Genomic DNA, 24,983 nt, shown 5'->3' on the forward strand with positions numbered 1-24,983 from the left:
TACTACCAACGCAGTTCAAACGAGGCAATTACATTGCCGAAGGAGTCGTCGCGGCCGGAAACGTAGGTTTCTTTCCATGCCTGTAAGCCAAGTTCGACAATGGAGTTGAAGCCGACAGGGTAAAACAGCACGGCTTCAAATTGTTGGATGCGCTCAATACCGGGGCGGTATTCTGGTACTAACTGCCAGCGTGGCGCCATGCCGTATGAATTGTGGTGGCGGCTTACGCGGGTGTCTTGGATGCGGAAATCGTAGCCGAAGCCGTTATTGGCGAAGGTGGCGTAGCCAATGGTCAACAAGCTACGTAAGTCGCTGCGGTCGTATTCGGCGTACACACGCGCCAAAGACGCTGGTTCTGAGAAACTCCAATCAAGGCCGATCATATGGCCGTTGCCACGGCGACCGTCGACATCGTGCTCGCTGATGCTGCCGTAAACATTGAACTGATACGGCAATGACAAACGCGCATCGAACACCCAGTTGTCTGAGGTGTCCGCCAATTCTGAAGCGACGTAATGCAGACCTAGCTCAAGTCGTTCATGGGCACGCCAGCCTAAGCGTGCTCCATAAGCTTCCTCTCGTTCCCAAGCATCAACCGTCGGATCCAACAAAAACTTCTCTTCCGATTCGCCCGCAAACGCCGCAAAAGAAAACTCAGAAGAAGCCGGCGCATACACCGTGCGTATGCCACGCAACGGCAAGGTACTCACGGTATGCAAGCCATCTTGCGCTGAACCCGGTGACCACCAGGTCTGCATTTGGTCGGCGGCGATCATCCAGTCACCGGCCATGGCGGCCACGTAAGAGCCCTGCCAAGAGACATTCGATACATCTACGCGCGGATTCAGGCTGACACCGCTGTCGCGGTAGGTGACACGCACCCGCCCCGCTACGTTGGAGCCAATACGTTCATGGGTCAGAGCAGCAGAAGCCTTGCCTTCCATCGGCCGTGAAAAGCTTGGCTGTGCGCCGGTATCGGTCACACCGGCCAAGCGTACGCCGGTATACGAACCACCTTTGTGGTAGTTCAGTAAAGCCATCAACTTAAAATATGCGACGCGTTGTAATTCGGTCAACGCAGCAGGGTCAATGCGTTCAAGATCGGCAATCAGCGGTCGCCACATCACCGGGAACGAAGTCACCGGCGCGCTCAACAGCCCAGCGTCAGCCAGAACTTGCAACGAATGACGTACATGCAGCTCTTCGGCATCCAGCCACGGTGTAGCCTGCGCGGGCGCGGGCAGAACAGCCAGAGCCAAAACGAGCGCCAGAACCGCACCAGACAAAAAGCGCACTTATTTAAACTCCCGCTCGTGGAACCAAAGATTAAACGCCCACTTCTCGCCTTGCGTTACCGGCATCCCGGCATGCAAACTTTTCGGGTGTACGTTGGTGGTGCCATCGACCACATTGGAAAATATCAGTAGACGTCCCGGCTTGGCCGCAACATTGATGTCTAATTTAGGAAAGTAGGTCGAACCGCCGCCTTCAGGTCGATTGATGTAGCCAAGCACGGTCACCAAACGCTGCCCGCCGCGAGCGGTACAACGCTTGCCACGTTCGGTGGACATGTCATAGGCATCAAAATGCGCGCGGTATTCTTGCTGCTCGCCGTAATGAATCACTTGGTAGCTTTCCGCGTTTGCCAACGGCAACCCTACTTCGGCAGCAATACGCACACCTAGCTCGGTGGTGATCAGGTTCTGCGAGTGGCGCACCCAAGCAAGGCTGTTGGTGCGGGCATTGCTTAGCACGCCTTCTTTGTCGGAGCTGACTTTCGCACGGTCCATCAAAGCTTGAGCAGCATTGACTAACTGCTGGCCCTCAGACTCGGTAAAGAAGTCATCGACAATATAAACCTTGGGGTCATTGCACAGCACATAGGTACGCGGGTTACTCATCACAGGCTCCGTTACATGCGACTGATAATACTGTCAGTGCTTTCATCAAAGGTTTCGTCACTGGCGCCGGTCATCGCCTCTAGCACGGTTTTGGCGATCTGCTTACCACGCTCCACCCCTGGCTGATCGAACGAGTTAATGTTCCAAATCACGCCTTGGGTAAACACTTTATGTTCGTAAGCAGCGATCAGTGCACCGAAACTTTGTGGTGTTAGTTCATCAACGAACAACAGGTTCGACGGATGCTGCCCCGGATACGACGGGCCATCACCGAACCACATCAAGCGGCGGTGCGCCAAGCAGTTCGCCACTGACAATACTTGTTGCTGACGCAGACCTTCTTGCACGTCGGCGTTAAAACCGGGCGCTTTGCGATGCAGCACCGCGACAAAGTCCGCGGCAAAGTCGTCATACCCCTGGTGCAGATGCTGGAAGAACGCGTGCTGGCCGTTGGGACCAAAGCCACCCCAAATAATAGGCCCGGTGGGATAGTCAATCGCATGGCCCTGCAGGTCTTGTTGCTTGCCGTTGCTTTCCATGTCGAGCTGTTGCAGGTAGCTCGGTAGGTAACGCAAGCGACCGTCATAAGGCAGCACAGCGACGTTGTTCAGGCCCCGCTCTTCGCGGTTATACACACCGAGCAACGCCATCAATACTGGAATATTTTCGAGTAACGGCGCTTGGCCAAAGTGTTCATCCATGGCACGAGCGCCGTCAAGCATACGCGCAAATTGGTTGGCGCCAATGCTCAACGCAATTGGCAAGCCAATCGCAGACCAGAGTGAATAACGGCCGCCGACCGAGTCTGCAAAGCTAAGTTGCTGCGCGGCAGGAATCCCGAACTCAGTCATGGCCTTGTTGTTTGAGGAGACGCCAATGACGTGCTGCGCAAGCCATTGCTCTTGACTTAGCGTGCCAGAAACCCAGCGTTTGACGGTATCGACGTTGGCTAAGGTATCGATGGTACCAAAGCTTTTCGAGGCGATAATAAATAAGGTGGTTTCAGGGTCGATAATCGGCAGTACGGCATATAGTTGGCCGCCGTCCATGGAGCTGACGAAGTGCACATCAAGGTCGTGCTCAACGTTGTCGTCGGCGAACTCTTTTAAGGCGAAACTGCCCATCATCGGGCCTAAATCCGAGCCGCCGACACCGATGTTCACCACGTCGGTAATAGGTTTGCCGGTCGCGCCGAGCCATTTGCCGGCACGCAATAAGCGTACGATTTCGCTGAAACGGTTGCGTCCACCACCGGCGGCCACCACTGAGTGGCGGCTACGGTTCAACACGTGGGTGACTTTGCGCCATTCGCTCGGGTTTTCGTATTCGCCTTTCAGTAGCAACGCACGCGCTTCGTCAAAACCGGCAGGCATACGTTTGGCCGCATAGGCTTCAATTTCCGCGGCACTTAGGCCTTGGAAGGTAACGTCTAAGTTTAAGTGCTCCGTTGTTACTTGCATTGCTCATCCATTGGTAGCCCGTAGTTCTACTACGGGGTGAGTTCGACGTTTTCCGTAATGTTAAACATTTCCCGTGTGGCGCGTTTGACCCGTGGTAGAACCACGGGCTACAGGCCGCTGAGCGCCGCCAGCGCGACACCGACTTGATACATGATTTGCGTTGCGGTGGTCCACATTTCGATGTTGTTCATGTATTGGGTGTCCATCGGTACGACAATCGTATCACCTGGCTCGATTTGATCCGAACCCCCAGAGCTAAACCATGAACGACGCTCCGGCACCACCACGCTGCCGTTAGCTTTGACGATATAAATACGTTCGTCATCAGCTTTCTGGCGCATACCGCCGGCACGCTGGATGTAGTCTTCAAGCGAGACGCCGCTCTCATACTGATAGGAACTCGCCAGCTGCACTTCGCCAATAATCGACACCGTGCTCTGTACCGTTGGTACATACAGGCGGTCACCATTTTTCAGCTGGATATCAGAAGCAACCGATGCGTGCTCACCTATAACTTTTCCTAGATCGATGACCAAGCGACCGACCGCATCGATATTGGTTAGATCACGTAATAGCTGGTTCATTTCGCCGTAAGCAACCTGTGTCCCGCTATCAGTAATCACATTCGAGGCGATTTCACGGCGTAATTGCTGCGCCAGCTCGTCTAAGCGTTTCCGCTCGGCTTCACGCAAGTCAGCACGGGTGAAAATCGCACCGTCCACAAAGGCGTATTCGGTTAAGCCACCAGCTCGCTCAAGCAGGCCTTGCAGCGTTTCACCGCGACGAATGGTGTACGTGCCTGGAAAGCGTACTTCGCCCTCCAACCGAACCTGCAGGGTATTTTGCCACTGCGGAATCGGCAGTACTTGCATGCGGTCACGCCCTTGCATCGCGATGGCGCTTTCACCTTGCAACACACTAGCAAGATTAAACGGCACGTAAACCGCTTCAGCTTCGCCATCGACAATTTGCGTACGGGTGATTTCGGCTCGAGCCAAGTAGGCTGATTCTTTCAAGCCGCCGGCAGCTGCAATCGCTTGTCGTGCGTCGGCGCCCTGCACCAACGGATAGATCCCCGGATAACGCACTTCGCCGTCAACGTACACCAACGGTAAGCTACCGGTGGCGCTATATTGGTTGCGCAGCTGATACAAGATCGGCTGCAACAGGTTATGCCGCGAGAATTTCGCGTAGTAGCCGGCTTCTCGTTTTTGCTGCCCGTCGTCAATGGCAAACAAAGAGCTTAACTGGTTATCCAACTCTTCCGAGCGTTCCGGCGTAGTTTGCTCTAATAACTGACTAAAGCCGAGGTCATCGGTGATGAGCTTCTGCAGATATTGCTGGCGATACACTTCCAGCACCCGCTCCCGCTCTTCACGCTGCCGGTCGCTTTCCGACTTCAACCATGCACTCAATTGGTTTTCTTCGGCTTTAGCCGATTCATAACGGCTAAACAACACGATTTGGTCACGCGGCTGCAAAGCTAAATTCGCCGTAGCGTCGCCATGAATCGCCCGCGCCACATCAAACTGCAATACACTGATGGTACGGCGGTCATCACTGCTGCGCACCACGATACCATACGTGAGGTCAGTGATTGGTAGTAGTGAACCATCAACCGTCGGTAGCAAATCTTTAATGCGCAAATCGTCACGCCACTCGTAAACACCCGGGCGCACAGCGGCACCAACCACCATCACGCTATCAACGGTGTCTTGTGCGACTGGGAATACGGTAACTTCATCACCACCTTGCAGCGGCGTTTTCACCTTACTGGCGGTTAAATCTATGGTTTGTACGCGACGCGATCCGTTGCTGATGCGCTGTAACTGCACCGACTTGCGGTAGGCTGTGGGTAACAAACCACCGGCATAACTTAGAGCATCGGCCAAATTTTCTTCAGGAAGCAATTCATAAATCGCTGGACGTAGCACTTCACCGCTAATGCTCACCATGTCGCCACGGGTCGGAATAAACACCACGTCGCCCGCTTGCAAGCGGAAATCGTTCGAGGCATCACCTTCGGTTAACAATTTATAGAGGTCAAAGGTCACCACGGTTTCGCCAGCGCGTTTCAATTGCACATTTCGTAGGGAAGCTATGTCACTGACGCCGCCCGAAACAAAGAGCGCTTGGCTAATGGTGGTCAGCGAGCTAACGGTATAGGCACCTGGTTTGTAGGCTTCGCCCACGACAAAAATTTGCATACTGCGCAGCTCGCCCATGCTGACCGCCGCTTCCATGCCGATCATGCGCTCGCGCACAGTGCTTTTGATCAGTTCTTTCGCTTCGTTGTAGCGCAAGCCGGCGACGCTTAAAGGACCGAGGTTTTCGATAACGATTTGGCCTTCATTATCGATAGCGGCGTCAATGCTGCGGGTTTCTTTGCCATAGAGCTGAATACGCAGGGTATCGCCAACACCAAGTACGTAATTCGACGGCACCGGCGCGTTCGCCATTGGCGCAAACGTACTTGGCTCACCTTGGAATAGGTTGTAACCGAAAGGCTCAAGTTCGTTGTCGTTCTCGGCGAGGCGTTCGGCAAGTTCAGACGGGCTCAGCTCACTAAGGGGGCGGTTATCATCAGTTCCACGCTTTTCTGATGTCGCTGCACGCTCACCTAGTTGGGCTGCTTGCACATTGTTCGTCGCTCCACCACCCTTCATTAAGCTTTCAAGCTCGCTTAAATCAACACCAAACTGACGCGCAATAGCTTCTTGTTGCGCGCGGGGTAGTTTTTGAATTTGTTCAATTTGCTGTGGAGTTAAGCTCGACAAGTCTTGCGCCTGCAGAGTTTGTACAGGTACGAAAAGGACAAACGCCAGCGCGGCTGCCGTTAGCGTTTGTTGCAACCATGCTTTCACGCTATTTCCCCTATTTATAATTTTTAGTTAGATGGTTCGATGTGGCGCCGTTGGCGTACCCAAGATACAACTTTCCAAATATGCTTGAGCATCATTAAGTAGAGAACAAAAATTGCCACAAAAATAATCAAGACAATTGTTTCTGAAACTTGCATCCATTCGAGTGTCAAACCAAGCGCCAACTTAGCGACCGCAATGACACTGATAATAGCAAGAGCTTGGCGAGCAGAGAAGCCCGCGCGCATAAAGATGTGATGTAAATGTTCACGATCAGGCTTAAACGGCGACTGTCCTTTCATCACGCGACGCGAGAGTATGGCAAACATATCCATAAGTGGGACGGCAATTAGCCATAGCACGGCGACCGGTCGTACGGCTGTGACGTCAGGAGTGCTCGCAAACCAAGTTTCGAGAATACGCTCTGGATGGGTCAGCATGATGAGCATCCACACCACTACGAAACCGACCAGCATAGAGCCTGAATCACCCATGAAAATTTTACGTACTGGGCGATACTTGAAACCGATATTGCGGATTAAATAAGGAATCATCGCGCCAAACAAAATAGTGGCGACGAGGAGTGGCAACTGCTGCCCGTTCATAAATGCCAGCGCCGCAACGCCAGCAAACGCGACCATCGCCATCGAGCCGAGCAAGCCATCAATACCATCGATCATGTTGTAGGCGTTCATTGCGGCAACAATACAAAGCAAAGTAAATGGCATCGAGAAAGCGCCGAGCTCAATCACGCCAGTACCGAATAAGCTACCGAGCTGGGTGATTTGCACACCTGCGCCAAAAACCACTACCGCCGCCGCCAGCATCTGCGCAATAAATCGCACACCGGCGTCAATGTCGTAACGGTCATCAAGGGCGCCGATGAGTACCATAAAACTGGCAGAAACCAAGAACAAACGGATATTTACGTCAAGTGGCAATAGTGCAACCATCATGATCAGCATAGTGCCATAAACCGCTAAACCACCAACCAACGGAACGGGTGAGCCATGCTGTTTACGTTCGCAAGGCATGTCGACCAGCGCGGTGCGCCAAGCCATCGGTATCAGGACGTTACATAACACGCTCGAAAGTGCGGCAGCGGCTATTAACACCATCCAAATATTCATTTAATCGCTTGTCCCTAATCACTATTGTAGATATCGCGCGTATAGACTTTTTGCGCAACGTCGCTTAATTCTGCAGCCATTCGATTGCTGATAATTATATCTGATTTCTCTTTAAATTCTTGTAATTTTTTCTCAACACGACAATTGAAGAAAGTTTCTTCGCTAAGTGTCGGTTCATACACAATAATTTCGATGCCCTTCGTCTGCAGGCGTTTCATGATGCCCTGTATTGCGCTTGAGCGAAAATTATCCGAACCCGCTTTCATGACCAAACGGTACACACCGACCGTTTTCGGCTGCTTGGCGATTATAGCATCTGCTATAAAATCTTTACGGGTACGGTTGGCATCCACAATCGCGCCGATAATGACCTGCGGCACATTATCATAATTTGCCAGCAGCTGCCGTGTGTCTTTCGGCAAGCAATAGCCGCCATAACCAAAGCTCGGGTTGTTGTAATGGTCGCCAATGCGCGGATCTAAACAAACACCGTCAATAATTTGGCGGGTATCTAAGTCATGATGCGCCGCATAGGTATCGAGTTCATTAAAGAACGCCACCCGCATCGCCAAGTAGGTATTGGCGAACAACTTAATCGCTTCGGCCTCTGTCGGTTCAGTATATTGCACTGGAACATCGGGCTTCAGCGCACCTGCTTGTAAAAGTTGTGCAAAGATTTCAGCCCGTTCGGAACGCTCGCCGACGATAATCCGCGACGGATATAAATTGTCGTGCAACGCTTTGCCTTCGCGCAAAAACTCAGGCGCAAACAAAATACGCTCGGTGCCCAGCTCAGCGCGCTTCTTGGCAACGTACCCCACTGGGATGGTAGATCGTATCACAATGTTACACTGGTTATTATATTGTATTACTTGTTCAATCACTTCGTCCACCGAACTAGTGTTAAAGTGATTGGTTTTCTGATCGTAATTCGTTGGTGTGGCAATAAGCACCCAATCCGCCGACGGAAAAGCTTCAGCAGAATTTGTAGTAGCACTCAACTGTAGCTCTCGATATTTAAAAAAATATTCAATATCGGCATCTTGGATAGGGCTTCGCATCTGCTTTAGTAGCGCCACTTTTTCGGCATCGATATCAATTGCGATGACCGAATTGTGTTGAGCCAACAAGACAGCATTTGAAAGGCCTACATAACCGATACCTACAACGACAATGTTCATGGGATTCCTTTGAAGTCCTAGGGTGTAAAGTTCTACTTAACTTACCCCTATGACATTGCAGTTTTATTTAAGCCTAGATAGAATGCCTTCTCCTAATATCGAGATCAATTTTTTACATGCGTTCAACAAATTCAAAGCAGATTACCGTAGGCGGCTTGCAAGTGATGCCTTTCGCTTCAATGGCTGCTGCTGTACGTCACATTATTAAGCCCGACGGTAGCGTCGTACCTGGCTTCGGTATCGCCATCAATCCCGAAAAAGTAATGCTCGCGAGAGCAGATGCAACGCTGCGCGAATTAATCAATAATGCCACGTTAAGGTTCGCTGATGGTACCGGCGTGGTGCGGACGATGCGTAAAAAAGGTGTTGCGAATCAGCGGATTCCTGGCTGTGAATTATGGGAAGCGCTGATGCGCCAAGCGGCGAAGCAGAGCTTGCCCGTCGTTATCATTGGTGCGAAACCTGAAGTAAATCAGGCATGTGAAGCCAAATTAAAAGCACAGGGCACGCCTGTCGTTGCCGCAATCGACGGTTACTTTGACGATGAGCGCCAGCTTCACGATGCGTTAACCAAGCACCAACCTAAGTTGGTTTCGGTTGCCATGGGCTCGCCTAAACAAGAAAAGTTGATTCAGCGTTTACGCAAGGTTTACCCAGATGCTTTTTATCTGGGCGTCGGCGGCACTTATGATGTCTTTACTGGTTATGGCAAGCGAGCGCCCAAACTCTTTTGCGATTTGCACCTCGAGTGGTTTTATCGGCTTTGCTCGCAGCCAAGTCGAATCGGTCGCCAGTTAGCTTTATTAAGCTATTTGCGTTTGCACCTCATGCACAAACTATAAGAACACTATCACTGAGACTCTATGAGCAAGAAAGTTCTAATCGTATTTGGCACTCGACCAGAGGCCATTAAAATGGCGCCTTTGGTGCAGCAAATGCAACAGCTTAAGACAATTGGCTGGGACGTACGGCTTTGTGTAACCGCACAACACCGCGAAATGCTTGACCAGGTATTAGCTCTGTTTAAGTTACGACCTGACTATGACCTCAACTTGATGCGCCCAGACCAAACATTGCATGAGCTCGCTGCACGAGTATTAACTGGCATAGAGCCCGTACTTAATGAATTTAAGCCTGACTTGATTTGTGTTCATGGCGACACACTTACGACATTAACGACGGGCCTCGCCGCTTATTTTAAACAAATCCCTGTTGCACATATCGAAGCTGGCTTGCGCACCGGCAATATTTATTCGCCGTGGCCCGAAGAAGCTAATCGGCGTTTAGTTGCTGGTATTACGCGCTGGCACTTTGCCCCAACGGCGCAAGCTCGAGATAATTTGTTGGCGGAGAATATCCCTGCAGAGCATATTCATGTGACCGGCAATACGGTGATAGACGCTTTGCTTCACGTTAGTGAACAGTTAGCGAAAGACAGCAAAAAACAAGAGATGTATGCAGAACGATTCGCATCGATTCGTCTAGAACAACCTCTCTTACTGGTTACGGGGCACCGCCGTGAAAGTTTCGGACAAGGTTTTGAGCGAATCTGCCAAGCGCTCGCCACACTTGCTAAAGAAAGACCTGAGTTACAAATCGTTTATCCTGTGCACTTGAATCCCCACGTACAGGAGCCGGTGAATCGCCTGCTGAGCGACTATCCTAATGTACATCTCATAAAGCCTCAAGATTATGAGCCTTTTGTTTATCTGATGAACAGAGCAACCGTCATTTTGACAGATAGTGGAGGCATTCAAGAAGAAGCGCCTTCGCTTGGCAAACCAGTATTAGTCATGCGTGACACAACAGAGCGCCCTGAAGCGATAGCGGCTGGAACAGTTAAGTTGGTAGGCACCGACGTGAGCACAATAGTAAGTAATGTAACTGAGCTACTTGATAACAAAGAACTCTACCAAGGGATGAGTCACGCTCATAATCCGTATGGAGATGGCAGAGCTTGCGAACGCATTATTGACGTATTAAAGAGGGAACTCTAAATCTATGAGTATCACGCAGACGGTTTCAGTTATCGGTCTTGGCTACATTGGCCTGCCTACCTCAGCAATATTTGCGAAACAAGGCATGCAGGTCATTGGCGTTGACGTGAACCCACAAACGGTGAAAACCATTAATCAAGGCAATATCCACATTGTTGAGCCTGGTTTACGCGATGTTGTTGCAAGTGCCGTAAAAAGTGGATTATTAAGGGCAACCCTACAGCCTGAATCCGCTGATGCATTTATTATGGCAGTTCCGACGCCATTCAATGACGATAAAACTGGCAACCTTTCCTATATCGAATCTGCGGCGAAAGCACTCGCTCCAGTCCTCAGCAAGGGTAACCTCATTATTCTTGAGTCGACCTCACCGGTGGGTACCACCGAGCATCTCGAAGCATGGTTAAAAGAGGCTCGTCCCGAACTTACTTTCCCTTCGACCCACGGTAGTGATGCCGACATTCAGCTCGCCTATTGTCCGGAGCGAGTTCTTCCAGGCAAGGTTATGGAAGAGCTTGTCTATAATGACCGTGTCATTGGTGGGTTATCTCCGCGCGCCAGCGAAATGGCAGCTGAACTCTACCGAACTTTTCTAAAGGGTGATTGCCTTTTGACGGATGCTCGCACAGCTGAAATGGCTAAGCTTACTGAAAACAGTTTCAGAGACGTCAATATCGCCTTTGCTAATGAGCTTTCGCTGATCTGTGACAAACTTGCTATTAACGTTTGGGAGTTAATACGCCTCGCCAATCACCACCCTCGCGTAAATATTTTACAACCAGGGCCCGGTGTAGGCGGGCATTGCATCGCAGTTGATCCGTGGTTCATCGTGAGCTCAGCTCCCGAACAAGCACGACTTATTCGTACCGCCCGCGAAGTTAACGATTACAAACCTAAATGGGTACTCGAACAGGTTCAGCAACAAGTGCAAAGTCTGAGTAAGCCTGATAACGAACTCGTGATTGCCTGCTTAGGCTTGGCGTTTAAGGCTAATATTGATGATCTGCGCGAAAGTCCAGCACTCGATATTGCAAGAGGCATAGCGGCACAACATAATGGTCAAACATTAGTCGTTGAACCCAATATCTCGACACTGCCAGATGACTTCTCAAATGCTATGCTGACCGAACTCAATGACGCACTTGAAGCCGCAGATATTATTGTATTGTTAGTCGATCACGAACCATTCAAAGCCATTACTCGCGCTCAACTTGATGGCAAGGTTTGGGTAGATACCAAGGGTTTAATCGACGGATGATTTATTTGGTGGCGACAGCGGTGAAACACGGACGTGGTGGGATTAGCACAGCTCTCGTCGGATTATGTGCTTCTACAGACCTGCAAAAAGCGGGTTTAACACTCATTGAGTCGCATCGCGGCAATCAGAGCAAGCTCAAAGCCTATTACGAAGCTGTCACGCAAATACACAAGCAAGTGCAAGAAAGTGATATTGTTTGGTTGCACTGCGCACGTTGGCTGTCGATGCTACGTAAGTACTTACTTGCACGCCATGCACGCAAGCAGGGAGCGACTATTGTTTTTCACTTTCACTCCGCGGTCACTGATGATTACTTACGTTCGCCTTGGCGACGCTGGCTACTTAAGCAGATGGTTCAGCTCGCCGACGGCATTTGCGTACTAACACCTTGGTGGAGACAACGCTTTATAGATGAACTTAAACTCCCAGAACATAAACTCCACGTCGTTCCAAACACGCTCGACGAAGAGTTTTTACAAGCGACACCGAAACTCCTCTCAATTGACAACGGGCCAATCAAAATGCTCTGCATGACACGGTTGGTTGCCGGCAAAAATGTCGCTGCTGTGCTACATGCGTTAGCAATCTTGCCCACACGTTATCACCTGAGTATAGCTGGTGAGGGGCCCGAGCTGCAAAACTTACAACAGTTAGCAATCGATTTGGGAATAAAGGAGCGCATAAACTTTCTTGGCTGGGTTGACTACGACAAAAAGATAAACGTGCTGCAGCAGCATCATCTGTTTATCTTGCCCTCGCAGTTCGATGCTTTCGGGATGGGTTTTATCGAAGCAATGGCTATAGGGCTTCCGGTGATTGCTCTAACACAGGGCCCAACCCCCGACGTGGTCCCACATCAACAAGCTGGCTACCTATGCGAAGATGTTTCTACGGCAGAGTTGTTACGAGCCATCGATTTCTGCACAACGCATTACACCTCTTTGACCACAGCGGCACGCGAACACGCGCGTCAGCAATTTGCTGTTGCGCCGACAGTGCAAAGCTTGCTTAACTTCTTTTCTACGCTACCGCAGCGCTGAAATTAATCAAGTAAGCTAAAGACCTCATCCCACATCTTTTCTACGGCTTCGCGTTGCCATTGTCCTGACTCAACTATCCGTGCACGCAATTCTCCGTAGTTCGTTGCGTCGTTCAAGGTCTTGTGAATGCGCTGCCACACGGCAACCGCATTCTGTTGTGGCTCCACTAGGGCATCTTGACAAGTGTAGTCACTTAATAACTGCTCATACTTGTGACTCCAGCCGGTTGCGGTAACGGGAACGCCCTGTGATAAAGCACTCACTAGACCATGATAACGAGAACTTATCACCCAGCCACTGTGTCCAATAAGCCACTTGTTCTGTCGCGCATCACTCGGTGCAACCACTGCCACCGCTTTGCTTAGCCGGGCGTTAATGGTGGCTGCCAAGCCTTGGTCCTGTTGCTGTTCATGCAGCAGCATAAATACAGGTTGCTCGTCGTTTTGTATTGCGTGAATCAACTCGACCAGCCAATTCACATAAACATCGCCGTCTTTTCGCTTCTGCAGCATCTTACTATTGGGGATCACGCAAACACTGTTCGCTGATGGTTGATATGCCTGATAGGGTCGTGGTTTCAAGAGGTTAGTAAAGTCTGGACAACGCTTTACGCTAGCCTCCTGCTGATAGTTTAGCAGAGAGGTACAATGATCAAATGAAGTAGTATCACGCGCGTATGCCAAATTAGCATACGCAAGAATATGTTGCATCTGCCTTTGCCATTTTGCTTCACGAAATGGGCCAAAGGCCTGTGGTAACAACACCACCGGTACACGACGTTTGTGGTATCGGCGCATACTTGTTGCTAATCGATCATGAGCAACACGCCAAGGCCATTGATCTCCATAAGAAAAGCCTGAGGCATCAAGCACCAAATCAATATCGCTATCATTTACCAACCCCAGCTGTGTACGGCAACTGCGCGGTAACAACTGTAGTGGCGCTAGATAGTTGATGTGCTTTCGAATCGCTCGTGTTTTTTGCCACAAGCCGAACTGTGCACGACGCTCGTATGCTCCTTGTGGCTCCACCACAAAGCGAGCCGAAATGCCACGCTGTTGAAACTGCTCGATGATAGCATGAAGCATAAGTTCAGCTCCTTGATTAACGAAGCTGATTCCTTTGACTTCGACAGTAAGAGGCACCTTCTGCACGTTTATTAGCCTATAAAGATAAATCTAATTAATAGCTAAAGTCTAACGACTTACACAATAATTCCAAGCGCTTTGTTCACTATATAAAACTTAATTGCTACAATCGGTTCTTGCTTTTTTACCACCAACGAAGATGATGCTATGCCAGCAGTTACCGTTTACATTCCTACCAAGAATCGCGTGCAGCTTTTGCAACGTGCGGTTACTTCTGTGCAAGCACAAACCATGTCCGACTGGGAACTTATTATTGTTGACGACGGCTCAACAGACGGCACATTCGAGTACCTAACAGCGGTTACGAAATCTGACCCACGGGTGCACATGCTTCGCAACGAGACCAGTATTGGCGCTTGCGCGAGCCGTAATCGGGCAATAGAGCTTGCTGCCGCACCGCTCGTAACTGGCCTTGATGACGACGATGAATTTTTACCCGAGCGACTTGAAGTTATGCTCGCAAATTATAATGACGAGTATGCTTTCGTTTGTACCAGCTTGTATTGGGTCACGCACAACTCGCGAAAAGTGATCCTCGACGGCGAGCAAATCTTAACGCTTCGCAGCGAGCTTGGTCGCAATCACACGGGAAACCAAGTCTTGGTTCGAAAAGAACGCCTATTGAGCATTGGCGGATTCGATAGCGATTTCCCCGCTTTGCAAGACTATGACTGTTTCGTGCGTTTGATCGAAGCCTATGGCCCCGCCAAGCGGATCGGCCTCCCCTTAATGAACATATACGTCGCGCATGGTCATGAACGAATTTCATCCGGGCCAAAAGCTGTAGACGGATACGATGTATTCAGAAAAAAGCATGGCTACAAGATGAGTCTGCGGCAACGCTTTAATCATTACTTGCAAGTACTTGCCCGTAAAGGCTTCAGCCGCAGTCTACGTTATCGCATTATGTTGATGATACTCAGCATTAGCTATGTTAGGAAAAAACATGAGTTCTAATAAAAAGATCACCTTATTCTCGTCACAATTATTTTATCGAGTCACACTTAAATACTGGAAACTCTGGGTAGCTGTCCCTATCTTACTGGCATTTACATTTGCCGGCATACGCAACTTAAAGCCAACTGAATACGAAGCAATTGCGGTGTTGGCGCCAAGTGAGGAACGTACAGGCGGATTAGCTGAAATGGCCGGGGCCTTGGGTGGTTTAGCTGGATTAGCGGGGATCGATCTTGGTGCGTCGAGATTGAATAATACCCAAATGGCCGTTGAAATTATGAAGTCGCGGAGTTTTGTGTACCCGCTAATCCGAGCCAATAATTGGTTGCCCTACTTGCTAGCTGTTGATGAATGGGACAGTGAGCGTGAACAGGTTATTTTTGAAGATAATCTTTACAACAAAGAATCACAACAATGGATACGTGACGTTGATCCGCCATTAAAACCAGTACCTGAGCTATGGGAAGGATATGAAGCATTTCAAGGGCGTTTCGACGTTTTTTACGATAGAACCACTCGCATCGTTACGCTTAGATTACGTCACGAGTCGCCGGAAGTTGCTGCCAACTGGCTCAATATCATTGTTAGAGAGATCAACGAAGTGATGCGCCAGCGTGAAGCAACAAATGTAGCAGCTCAAATCGAATATCTGAACGAAAGCATTGATAACTCACAACAGACCGAGGTTCGCGAAGCATTATATCAGCTTCTACAAGAGCAGTATAAGCGAGCTATGTTAGTCGAAGTAAATGAAGATTATGTGTTCGAATTTATAGACCCTCCGGTCGTCCCTCACAAACCGTCGTCTTTCTCATGGAAAGTTTGGTTTGTGATTGGCGGATTTACTGGCTGTCTAATTATGTTTACCACAAGTTTGTTATTAAGTTATCGGCGTGTCGAACAGCAAATTAAATATTAAAAGTTACTTGCAATGGCTACTTCGTCATTGGGTAGTAACGATATTATTTGTCATCAGCGGAGCAGTATTTAGTGTGGGCTATACCCTAGGGCTCAGCCACCTATTTCAAGCGCAGGTGTTTTTTGTATTCGGTGATGAGGCTTATGCGCAGGGACTGATGCGGAAAATTGATGATAAAGTGTTGGTTTCTACAAGTGCCGAATTCTCTAAACCCGTTACAAGGCGTCCAGAAATTCGATTGGCATACCTCATGAGCAGTGAGTATTTCACACAACGCGTTGTACAAATGCTGGAAGGCAAGTATGCTCACTCAATCACAAAATACAGCTCTGCGATCTCTCAATACAGCGACTCTCCGGATAAGGCTTTGTTCCTGTATGTAAGACAGAATTTGCACTACTATCGTCACGAGCTCGATGAATTTCACAAATTGCGGTGGCACTTCTTTGAAGAAAAGCTTGCCGAGCAACAATTGCACGATATCCTTGAGCTTTTTGAGAGTGTTCTACGCGAGGAATTAACTGCTGAACTTGATTTGCGTTTATCGCGCGCAACGACCTTTAGTTTGCGCAACGCTGCAAAAACAGATTTATCTTTCGTCAGTGACTTTATTACAATTCTTAAAGCACGAAAACAAACGTTAAGTTCTAAACTTCCGCTACTGTTTAAGAGTTCCGATATCACTACCACCGCCAAAGAGGTCTATCCCAACAAGTCAGCTGTCGCTGTTATTGTGTATTTCGCTTGGATAACAATAGGGCTAACCGCGCTAAGCTTCTACTTACCTCATCGCAGGTCTAGGTCGCTATTATGAAGCTAACATCAACTGAACATAAATTGGGACTCGTGCTGTTTGCACTCTTAGTCTACCCTGTAATCTGGTTAGACACTATTTATGGACTCTTCAGTTACCTTGGCCTGGGAGGCCTACGCATCAGTCTCGCCTATCGCCTGGTGCTCATAATGATAGGTCTATACCTTGTTTTTACTCGCGAAAACTATGTTACTATCATGGTTCGCATTATGGTTCTTGCTTGGGCATGTTTTGCGGCATGGTCGACTTTTCCAACTGGCAACTTTAATCTTGTAAGCGAAATTACGCTCTTCTCTCGTTGGCTTTTTCCGTTTGCTGTGCTTGTGATCACACTAAAACTATTTGAGCGTTTTGGCGATGAGACCCGTCTGTTGCTCATGGGCATTGCATACTACGGTTTAGTTTTCGGGAGCTTTATGCTCTTTTCATTTGCAACAGGTCTCGGGATTCAAAGTTACGGTGACCACGCTTTTGGTATTAAATCATTCTATGTTGGTGGCAATGATATCGGCTTAGCTGCACTCATATCCCTTTGTTTTATTTATTATTTTCTATACCAACATGTAACATTAAGCGGTATTATAAAAGCAGCACTATGTATTGCCGGTTTAATTTTACTCGGAACTAAAGCTGGCTGGGGCGGAAGCGCTGCATTAACTCTCTTGTTTGTATTTTTAATAGTTGTATTTAAAGTTGCGAATACAGTTTTTAAGAAGGTAAGCAAGTATTTATTAATGACAGTAATCATCACTGGTGTCATAGCCGCCTACCAATATACTAATAAAAATATTGATGAATTTCGTTATCAGCTCACTCAAGTTAACCAAATTATTGAGGGCGCCAGCCCCCGCCAACGTTTGATAAATGCAGCCGATCGTAGTTTAGCTCGATTTGACGAAGAGGTGATCTGGACTGGTGGAGGCGTAAAATTCTATGAGATGGTAGGTCGGGAATACTACCTTGAGCAAAATAATATTGATGAATTTCTTACCTACAAAAACATTGAGCAGGAATGGTACGACCTCTTCGGTGGGTACGGTATCATCTTTGCGTTGCTCGTCAGCATTATGCATTTATTTTTCGTACTAATGTCTTTACTTCTCTATGTTCGGGCGCCAAGTTCACTTCACCTGTTTTTGACTACTTCAGTCGTCGTATTTTTCGCGCATGGTATGTTTGCTGGACACGCATTTGTTAGCGGACAGCCGGGGGGGCTAATAGGTGTCGTCTACGCAATTTTGTGTTTACGTTTACGCATATTTTTCGGTATTTCAACCTCGAGAGAAAGCGCATGAAAGCGCTCGCTTCACTTTTTATAAGTATCGCTCCGGGTGCGTTCCGCATTTTGGTTGTGTGGCTTGCGGCTCACCTCTATACCCCCCAATATGCGGCTCCCTTTACTGCAATGTATTTATTCGCCACAGCACTTTGCATGATTAGTGGTGGTGGTTTTGGACTTGTACTCATTCGGCATTCAGCGGGCTCCAACCGAAAAAGTAAAGTTATCATCAGCCTATTTTTATTGATTACAGGCGCCGTGACTGCTGTACTTATGACAGTAGTCACTATCCCTTTTTTACAGTTCGAACTACTGCCTTTTCTAGGCATAACCACCGCACTGAGCTGCTGGCAGATTGAACGTCACGGATGGATCGCTGAACGCAAATTTATGTTTTTAAGTCTATTAGACTTATTACTGGTGATAATTCTTGTTCTGACCCTTTGGACTAGCAAGCTATCTATAGTCACCGCTTTGGTTTCTAGCCACGTAGTGCTCATCACTGTAAGCTTCTTATGGCGCTTTCGTCAGACAAAAAGCGGAGGTCATCCAACAGTGTGGTCATGGAGCCTGATATGGAGTGCTATAAAAATAGGTGGCAGCACTTTTATAGCGGGAGGCTTTCTTATGATCCTTCCGGCACTTGTCGAATCAATGATTACGCCCATCATACTCACAAAATTGAGTTTGATGGTAACTGCTGTGGGGGCTCTGTTTGTTGTTCCGCGTTCATACTTAAACCTCTTCATCGGGTCGTTAGCCAAAGTAGTTCGCGCAAGAAAAGTAGATTCAAGAATTGTACACACTTGCGTGCGCCGCATTCACCGATTGGGTCTAATCATGCTGATCCCAGCATATCTATTCGTGTTGTTCTACCTCATAGTTTCGGGCCAACAGCTAACCCCGCACGATCTACTTCTCAGTATGACGGTTTGCAGTGCGATGGTGATTGGCCAACTATATTTAGTTGAGGGTAACCTTCTAATTTTACTTCAACGAGAGAATATTGCTTTGATCAGCAGTTCAGTGATGTTCGTTGTAATGTTAGGACTTGCTTGGTTATTGGGACAAAGTATTGAACATGATTATAAATTCCTTATAGGGCTCTTTACCTGCTTAGGACTTTGTTACAGTGTGCGCTGGGGTGTTTACTTGACTATCCTAAAGCCTTATTTTCAAAAGCCTCAAAAAACGGACAAGGTAACTAAATCATGAACTGGCTATTCCTAAACGTTTCGTTAGAACACCAACCAGAGCAAGTTAAAGAATTAACCAAAAATTTCAAACTTCATCAGGAACAGCTTTGTGACGGCAGCAAATGCGACATTATTTATGATCCGCGACTAACACTCGGTAAGCCTGTTGCTCACGGTAATCGAAGTAAGCTCCTCATTGCCGGATGGTTTTTACTCGAAGGCACCGTCAATAATTACAACCGTTTACTAGAGCGAATCGAGCAGAACGGGCTAAGTGAGGCTCTTTTTAGTATCGAACAAGGCGTCTTTATAGGGATCTTTGATGACGGTGTAACGCCACATGTCTTCGTTGATTGGTTTGGCTTAAGTGCTCATTACTTAACCCGCGTCGGAGGACAATTGCAAGTAGCACCATCGGCACTTGCCTTGCGTTCAGAATTGACCCCTATTAATCCCGTCCATCTTGGAATTATCGAAAAAAAGGGTCATATTTGGGGACACCGAACGCGCTATCAAAATATTGAGCGCATTCTACCCGGTCATATTAATAGCCTAGACAAGCAAAAGTGTTACATAGATTTTAGTCGTATTCCAGCTGTACCAATCGCAGAAATTCCGTTACACATAAAAAAAACAACGGATGCATTTGATTCTACCAGCAAGTTTGTCTCGATCTCCGCAGGCTTTGATTCGCGGTTGCTCGCGATTATTGGGAATGCCTCAAGAGGCTACACATGGGGACCAGAGCAATCTAAGGATATTATGAACTCGGGCGTGATCGCCAAAAAATTACAGCTTAAGGTACATCACTTTAGGTTCAAAGAAGAACAGCCCAATGCCGATGATGATGTTATTTGTGAGTGGATATTAGCAGGTCAAAACAAACAATTGCAGCAACAGTTTTTTGTGAACTACCGAAAGGCTTCACAATTATGCAAACCTGCTTTCGTCGCACTTGACGGCTACCTTGGAGACGTATTACAACGCGGTGTCTATTTATACGGCTCCTCCTTGCGTAGTGAGATTAAAAGGCTCTTTCCTGGCTGCTTTACCCGCGATGCAGATATACAAATTCTCCGCGAACGCTATTGTAAGCTGTCAGATAAAGAACTCAAACTACTAGAACACGATTACACGGAACTACTAGAAAAAATTAATCTCACTGGTGTAGATAGAGCAAATTACGTTACAGCATTTGAGTTCATGTTTGGTCGTGGTTTTGCCCACATCTATATGGGTGGTATTGCGCTCAATAGTGTATTTAACGTGGTTCTTCCAGGGTTTGCCGAGCGTCGCATATTCACAGCGTGTTTACGCAGTCCAGTAGAAGAAGTACTTAAATACCAAGTCTTTAAGAATACTTGGCTCCTCCTTGACTCCGACATTGTTAGGTTAAAGTCTGAAGGTCTTTATAGCCCTAAGACAAGTCAGCTATTCATTCCTTTCGCTAACTTTATCGGGAGGGTAATAACCAACTACTTACCTAAATATAAAAATTACGGCAAAGAATAAGTGTTGGTTAATTGAATGTATTGTAATCACTTTTATTTTGACTCCCATAATCGTGAATACCTGGATAAAAACCAACAAATGTATTGTTCAGCAACAGATTGCCAGTAGAAGAATTATTAAGCTTGATCCCGCCAAAGCTCTCAGATTTTCCAAGCTGGCTTGGTCTCAAGTAGTTGCGCTTAATAAAACTTTCGGTGACGCCGTTCAGCGTAATTAAGTTCCAATTAACGGATGTCGGCGTCGCAATTAAATAGTTATTTTCAATAAATAATCGATTTTGATTGTTCGCGACTATCAATGGCCCATCGGTTGTGATTCCAGTTCTATGCCAGGTCGGGTCTTGCAATATAGTATTTTGTACCACGATGTTGTTTGAACTAACCGTTCGCGAGCGTAATGCTATGTTATTCCCAAGTACTCTATATAATTCATTTCTAACTATCGAAATACTGTTGAAATCTGCGCCCTCTATATCTTCAACGACAATGCCTGTATGACCATCGTTGATTTTATTCTCGTTAATATCAACGTCGCTTATATTTTTCCAGCTAACGAGCGCAATACCTACCGCGTGATTATCAATGCAGTTATTTTCAATTTTAATGTTCTCAAGGTAATGCCCCTTTATAGCAATTCCTGTGTCTTCTATGATGCTAGAAGTACTAGTGCTTGTATTAGTGCAATATCCTGATGGGTTAAAGTTATTATAAGCGACACGAATATCACTACCATTAATACGTACGCCATTAATCGTCCCAAGGAACGTATTGCCTAGAATTTCAAAGTTAGAAAACTCCATGATTTGATTTAGGTAAACTCCCACAGCGCCTTGAAATCCATAGCGCTTTGTTGGAACCTCATAATGCTTTAAGTCAAACAAGTTGTTCGCAATGGTAACGTTTTTGCTTACAATATGCGTAGAATCAAAGTAAATTCCAATTTTCTTAATTTCATAAAAATCATTTCGGATTATATTTGCATCAACAATATTGTTTACAACGACACCACTTCCGATTGGCCTTTCATCACCCGGTATTAGCATAACTTCTATATGGTCAGCAAGACCTGCCCGTTGAAAACGGTTGTTGTGTATACTGACGTTTGTACTATTCCACACCGCCAATAAGTCTTCGCTTGCGTTCGAAAAGTCATTATTCTCGATACGAAGCCCGCTGGTCAAATCATGACCTACTGTAGTTTTCAGCAAATACCCTTTGTTACCCAGCGTCGGCTCATAAGGTTTATACCCCTCAAACCGAAGCCCTGAAATAGACATTCGTCCATTTATAATTAAACTCATTCCCTCAGTAATTACAGTTGGTTGATTACCTTCATGAGCAACACCGACAAGATTAACAACCTCTAAGGTTGGATCGTTTAACTCAATTCCTCGCAACCAAAACTTTTCATTACCGTAGAAGTAAAGCGCATCATTCTTCTCTGCAGCGGCGTACAGTGCATCAACAAACTCACTGGAACAGTCAACACTAGCATCCGTATGTGGACAGAAATCGTTGAAGTTCGTTGCGTGAGCTGCCCCTAACGAGAAATAAAAACCTAGCGTGATAATAAGTCGATTCATTTTGGTTCTCTTATGTTCCTTCCTATACTCTCAATCAAGCTAACCTCGTAAAAGCGAGATTTATCTCTTGATCTAAAGCCCACTCTGATTTATTGATTAAGAATAAATTACGTTCGTCATCTTAAATTTTTATTTTTAGATAGCGGGTATCTTTCTATCCAAAATTTATAACCGGGTACCCTGTGAGAAAAGTTTTACTTCTGATTTCATAAGAGACCATACTTGAAAACACACACGTTTTCTTCAGTTATCGTTTTCATATTCAATTGAAATTTTAGTCTATCGCTTTTTAATCTATAGCGATAGGATAACTTCGTGTTAACCAGCCCCTTCAGAATCGGTTCTTATACAATGCAGCGAAGGCGTGAGAGACTGGCAGAGAAACACGCAATTTGCTCAACTCACTTCCTCATGAATAACCAAAAGGCATATTAAATTCAGTAACTAACAATTTTACTCGTTATAGTTCATTAGTTTTCTCAACACTATTGGCTTTCCATAATTGTGACACTTGGATTGAGACTTGCTACGTCGGCTAGGAAAAGTATGTGGGAGCCCATATCAAGTTCATAGCTTAACGAGTCCTCATCAATAGCTTGCAGGCTCGCCAGAGGCTCCTCTGCTAGTTGGCTACTCCTAAGCTCACTAACTGCATTAAGTTTTTGTCCAGCACTCACAAACTCTAAAACAGGCGCCGGGCTCCTTGTGCCAAATGCCGGCTGAACCCAACCTTGAGTATACTCTTCGTTTTCGACGCCTACAAAGTACTGAACCTCTTGCGAGATATTTGCCTTCACCTGAAGACAAAATACTTTGTCAGACGCTAAGGTAAGACGCTGACACTTAGTGCTGTCTTCGCGACCCTCCACCTGAGTTGACTCCGCCATGTGATAGATAAGCTTGAAGTCATGAGCAACACCTTCGCCCGTTAGGTCACTGCTGTTAGGTCGAACTAAATCAACAATAGTCCAACGTGGCCCCTTGTCACTCTTCACCGTTACGACTAAACGCCAGTGTTTATAGTTTACTTCTTCTATTTTACCCAAACTGTAGCAAAGCTTCCCCTGACAGTCTGCACTTAATAATAATGCATCATTTGTGAAATGCGCTTGACTGTTAACAACGACTGTATTGTGAGCGTACGCTGAGCGATAGTATTCCCTTTTAGGACTGTTGTAGAGGTAAGGTCCACCGATATCGATCAGTAATTGCTCGCCATTAATAGCCGCAATAACATTACCTGCATCATGATGGCCATGTGAGAACAACCTCTTGCCAAAATCAGTGAATGTATAAACTTCGTCATCAGTGATTAAATAATCTGGTCGCTGTATAACATATCCATCACTTTCGGCTATGTAATTGTCTTCGAGAGACTTACCGGCTTTGCCCTCTGTTAATACAAAATCGACATAGTCAGACTGAATATCACCGTCCTTTATGATTCGCTCTAAACGGTTCCACCAAATGGGTCTATTGTAATTCGTGTCGCCCATAGCAGTCGCAAGACCGTTTCGGTAGATGAAATGCGCTGCAAAATCAGCCATCTGACCTAAATTAGTGTCTAATCCAGACAATGGCTCTGAGGTCATTGTTCGAGCAAGATCATTAGCTTCGATAAAAAGCTCCATAGCGATAAAATGGTAGCTAGTTGACTGCTCAACCGACACTCCCGTTTCGTTGTTAACCATTTCATCAAACAACTCGTTAATTCGTTCAACAGCGTCCCCGCGATAGCTCTGCAGCTCATTCTCTACCGGAAATACAAAACTGAAGTTGTACAAAGACATCGCATGAAACATGCTGTGGTTATGCGCAAAATAACGATCATCCCCAAGAAGTATCTGCAATTCGTCTGCGTGCTCAAAAACATCATAGAGCTGCACCTTTTTCCCTTCGGCAGACCACTTTGCACGAAAATATTTCTGATAAAAGTAAGTCAAAGCTTCAAGACGCCATGCAACCGAATGATCATTCCAAGCCATATAATTATTTTCACCAGCTCTTGGGTTGTCTTTCAAGTAATCCATTATCAAAAACTCGATGCGCTGGAGCACTGCTACATCACCTGAGGTTTCATACTCATAGTCTAACGCATACAGCCATCCCAGCGAATGATAATAGAGGAGCCAAGTATTGTTATCAAAGGGGTCTTCTCGCCAGGAGGGATTATCTGGAATCGGCCATAGGTCGAAGTTAGTCCCGACGACTTGAAGTACGCCTTCATCCCATACGCGTTGCGATTGCTGTTCATTCGACCACTTGTTCCCGTTGGAGTTTAATAATTTATCTGCAGGAGGTGGTACAAATAAGGTAAAACCAGACGAGGATGCGTGGCTCTCATTGAGTGAGACGCGTATCTTTAACTGATGAGCGGTATCATATTGCGCCGTATCGATCTCCGGCGTAGTGAGCTGAATCAATTTGGTCTCAATACCTTCTTCAAGGTCTACTTCTTGGGTTGCAATAATCGACTGTTCCTCTACAGAAACCCACTCAATGCCGAGCTGCTGAGGAGCGTTGAGCTGACGATTGAATTGAACCGAAAGTTTAATTGTGTTTCCACTCACAATAGCTGATTCTTGGTCAACAATTTCGATATCCTCGACGCTCAGAGGAGCAACTAAGGTCTTCTCTGAAGAATTGCTCCCGCCGCATGCCGTCACCATTAGCGCAAAGAAGCAAATATAAAACTTACTCAGCGACTTCCATGTGCAATCCATTTTCAACTACCTCTTTCATTCAGGT

The 24,983-nt window shown here is 47.0% G+C and carries 19 protein-coding genes; 10 read left to right on the forward strand and 9 right to left on the reverse strand.

Translation table 11 applies throughout. The annotated features are described in order from the left end of the window. Positions 1–2: 2 nt before the first annotated feature. The 6 genes from CWE21_RS10775 to CWE21_RS10800 form a co-directional block, all read right to left on the reverse strand. Positions 3–1,295, reverse strand: a complete 1,293-nt coding sequence (locus CWE21_RS10775; protein WP_126834452.1) for a hypothetical protein — start codon at positions 1,293–1,295, stop codon at positions 3–5. Next, positions 1,296–1,901, reverse strand: coding sequence for a 2OG-Fe(II) oxygenase (locus tag CWE21_RS10780; RefSeq protein WP_126834453.1), 606 nt, complete (start codon positions 1,899–1,901; stop codon positions 1,296–1,298). Positions 1,902–1,912: 11 nt separating this feature from the next. Further along, positions 1,913–3,361, reverse strand: a complete 1,449-nt coding sequence (gene pgi / locus CWE21_RS10785; RefSeq protein ID WP_126834454.1) for a glucose-6-phosphate isomerase — start codon at positions 3,359–3,361, stop codon at positions 1,913–1,915. A gap of 107 nt (positions 3,362–3,468) precedes the next feature. Beyond that, positions 3,469–6,225 (reverse strand): SLBB domain-containing protein, encoded by a 2,757-nt coding sequence (locus CWE21_RS10790; RefSeq protein WP_241970285.1) that lies wholly within the window; start codon positions 6,223–6,225, stop codon positions 3,469–3,471. A gap of 23 nt (positions 6,226–6,248) precedes the next feature. Continuing rightward, complete coding sequence (gene wecA, locus CWE21_RS10795; RefSeq protein ID WP_126834455.1) at positions 6,249–7,352, reverse strand: UDP-N-acetylglucosamine--undecaprenyl-phosphate N-acetylglucosaminephosphotransferase; 1,104 nt, start codon at positions 7,350–7,352, stop codon at positions 6,249–6,251. 14 nt (positions 7,353–7,366) lie between these two features. After that, a complete protein-coding gene (locus CWE21_RS10800; RefSeq protein WP_126834456.1) occupies positions 7,367–8,533 on the reverse strand; it encodes a nucleotide sugar dehydrogenase in 1,167 nt (388 codons plus the stop codon). Positions 8,534–8,649: 116 nt separating this feature from the next. On the opposite strand from CWE21_RS10800, the gene CWE21_RS10805 reads away from it, so the two are divergent. Genes CWE21_RS10805 through CWE21_RS10820 form a run of 4 tightly spaced genes read left to right on the forward strand, consistent with a single transcriptional unit; the run spans position 8,650 to position 12,828 of the window. Beyond that, on the forward strand, positions 8,650–9,375 hold the full coding sequence (locus tag CWE21_RS10805; RefSeq protein WP_126834457.1) for a WecB/TagA/CpsF family glycosyltransferase: 726 nt from the start codon (positions 8,650–8,652) through the stop codon (positions 9,373–9,375). Between the two features lie 21 nt (positions 9,376–9,396). Continuing rightward, positions 9,397–10,530: a non-hydrolyzing UDP-N-acetylglucosamine 2-epimerase gene (gene wecB / locus CWE21_RS10810; RefSeq protein WP_126834458.1), complete on the forward strand. Its 1,134-nt coding sequence runs from the start codon at positions 9,397–9,399 to the stop codon at positions 10,528–10,530. Positions 10,531–10,534: 4 nt separating this feature from the next. Continuing rightward, the gene (gene wecC / locus CWE21_RS10815; protein WP_198675115.1) at positions 10,535–11,788 is read left to right on the forward strand and encodes a UDP-N-acetyl-D-mannosamine dehydrogenase; all 1,254 of its coding nucleotides are present in this window, start codon (positions 10,535–10,537) and stop codon (positions 11,786–11,788) included. Further along, positions 11,785–12,828 (forward strand): glycosyltransferase family 4 protein, encoded by a 1,044-nt coding sequence (locus tag CWE21_RS10820; protein ID WP_126834459.1) that lies wholly within the window; start codon positions 11,785–11,787, stop codon positions 12,826–12,828. Before wecC ends, CWE21_RS10820 begins: the two co-directional genes overlap by 4 nt. A gap of 2 nt (positions 12,829–12,830) precedes the next feature. Here the strand turns inward: CWE21_RS10820 and CWE21_RS10825 are convergent, their stop codons facing one another. Continuing rightward, the gene (locus CWE21_RS10825) at positions 12,831–13,916 is read right to left on the reverse strand and encodes a polysaccharide pyruvyl transferase family protein (RefSeq protein WP_126834460.1); all 1,086 of its coding nucleotides are present in this window, start codon (positions 13,914–13,916) and stop codon (positions 12,831–12,833) included. Between the two features lie 207 nt (positions 13,917–14,123). Between CWE21_RS10825 and CWE21_RS10830 the strand changes: the two genes are divergently transcribed. Genes CWE21_RS10830 through CWE21_RS10855 form a run of 6 tightly spaced genes read left to right on the forward strand, consistent with a single transcriptional unit; the run spans position 14,124 to position 20,653 of the window. Next, positions 14,124–14,933 (forward strand): glycosyltransferase, encoded by an 810-nt coding sequence (locus CWE21_RS10830; protein ID WP_126834461.1) that lies wholly within the window; start codon positions 14,124–14,126, stop codon positions 14,931–14,933. After that, positions 14,923–15,852: a GumC domain-containing protein gene (locus tag CWE21_RS10835; protein ID WP_157982765.1), complete on the forward strand. Its 930-nt coding sequence runs from the start codon at positions 14,923–14,925 to the stop codon at positions 15,850–15,852. Before CWE21_RS10830 ends, CWE21_RS10835 begins: the two co-directional genes overlap by 11 nt. Continuing rightward, positions 15,827–16,666, forward strand: coding sequence for a hypothetical protein (locus CWE21_RS10840; protein WP_126834463.1), 840 nt, complete (start codon positions 15,827–15,829; stop codon positions 16,664–16,666). Before CWE21_RS10835 ends, CWE21_RS10840 begins: the two co-directional genes overlap by 26 nt. Next, entirely contained in the window at positions 16,663–17,961 is a 1,299-nt protein-coding gene (locus tag CWE21_RS10845; protein WP_126834464.1) for an O-antigen ligase family protein, read from the forward strand. Before CWE21_RS10840 ends, CWE21_RS10845 begins: the two co-directional genes overlap by 4 nt. Then, a complete protein-coding gene (locus CWE21_RS10850; protein WP_126834465.1) occupies positions 17,958–19,160 on the forward strand; it encodes a hypothetical protein in 1,203 nt (400 codons plus the stop codon). The genes CWE21_RS10845 and CWE21_RS10850 overlap by 4 nt, the downstream gene beginning before the upstream one ends. After that, positions 19,157–20,653 carry a hypothetical protein gene (locus tag CWE21_RS10855; protein ID WP_126834466.1) on the forward strand — a complete coding sequence of 499 codons (1,497 nt, stop codon included), beginning with the start codon at positions 19,157–19,159 and terminating at the stop codon, positions 20,651–20,653. Before CWE21_RS10850 ends, CWE21_RS10855 begins: the two co-directional genes overlap by 4 nt. Before the next feature lie 7 nt (positions 20,654–20,660). Here the strand turns inward: CWE21_RS10855 and CWE21_RS10860 are convergent, their stop codons facing one another. Both CWE21_RS10860 and CWE21_RS10865 read right to left on the reverse strand, forming a co-directional pair. Next, positions 20,661–22,235, reverse strand: a complete 1,575-nt coding sequence (locus CWE21_RS10860) for a right-handed parallel beta-helix repeat-containing protein (protein ID WP_126834467.1) — start codon at positions 22,233–22,235, stop codon at positions 20,661–20,663. A 485-nt stretch (positions 22,236–22,720) separates the two neighbouring features. Continuing rightward, complete coding sequence (locus CWE21_RS10865; protein ID WP_126834468.1) at positions 22,721–24,958, reverse strand: heparinase II/III domain-containing protein; 2,238 nt, start codon at positions 24,956–24,958, stop codon at positions 22,721–22,723. Positions 24,959–24,983 lie beyond the last annotated feature (25 nt).

Source organism: Pseudidiomarina aquimaris, from assembly GCF_003987395.1.
Taxonomy (GTDB): Bacteria; Pseudomonadota; Gammaproteobacteria; order Enterobacterales; family Alteromonadaceae; genus Pseudidiomarina; species Pseudidiomarina aquimaris.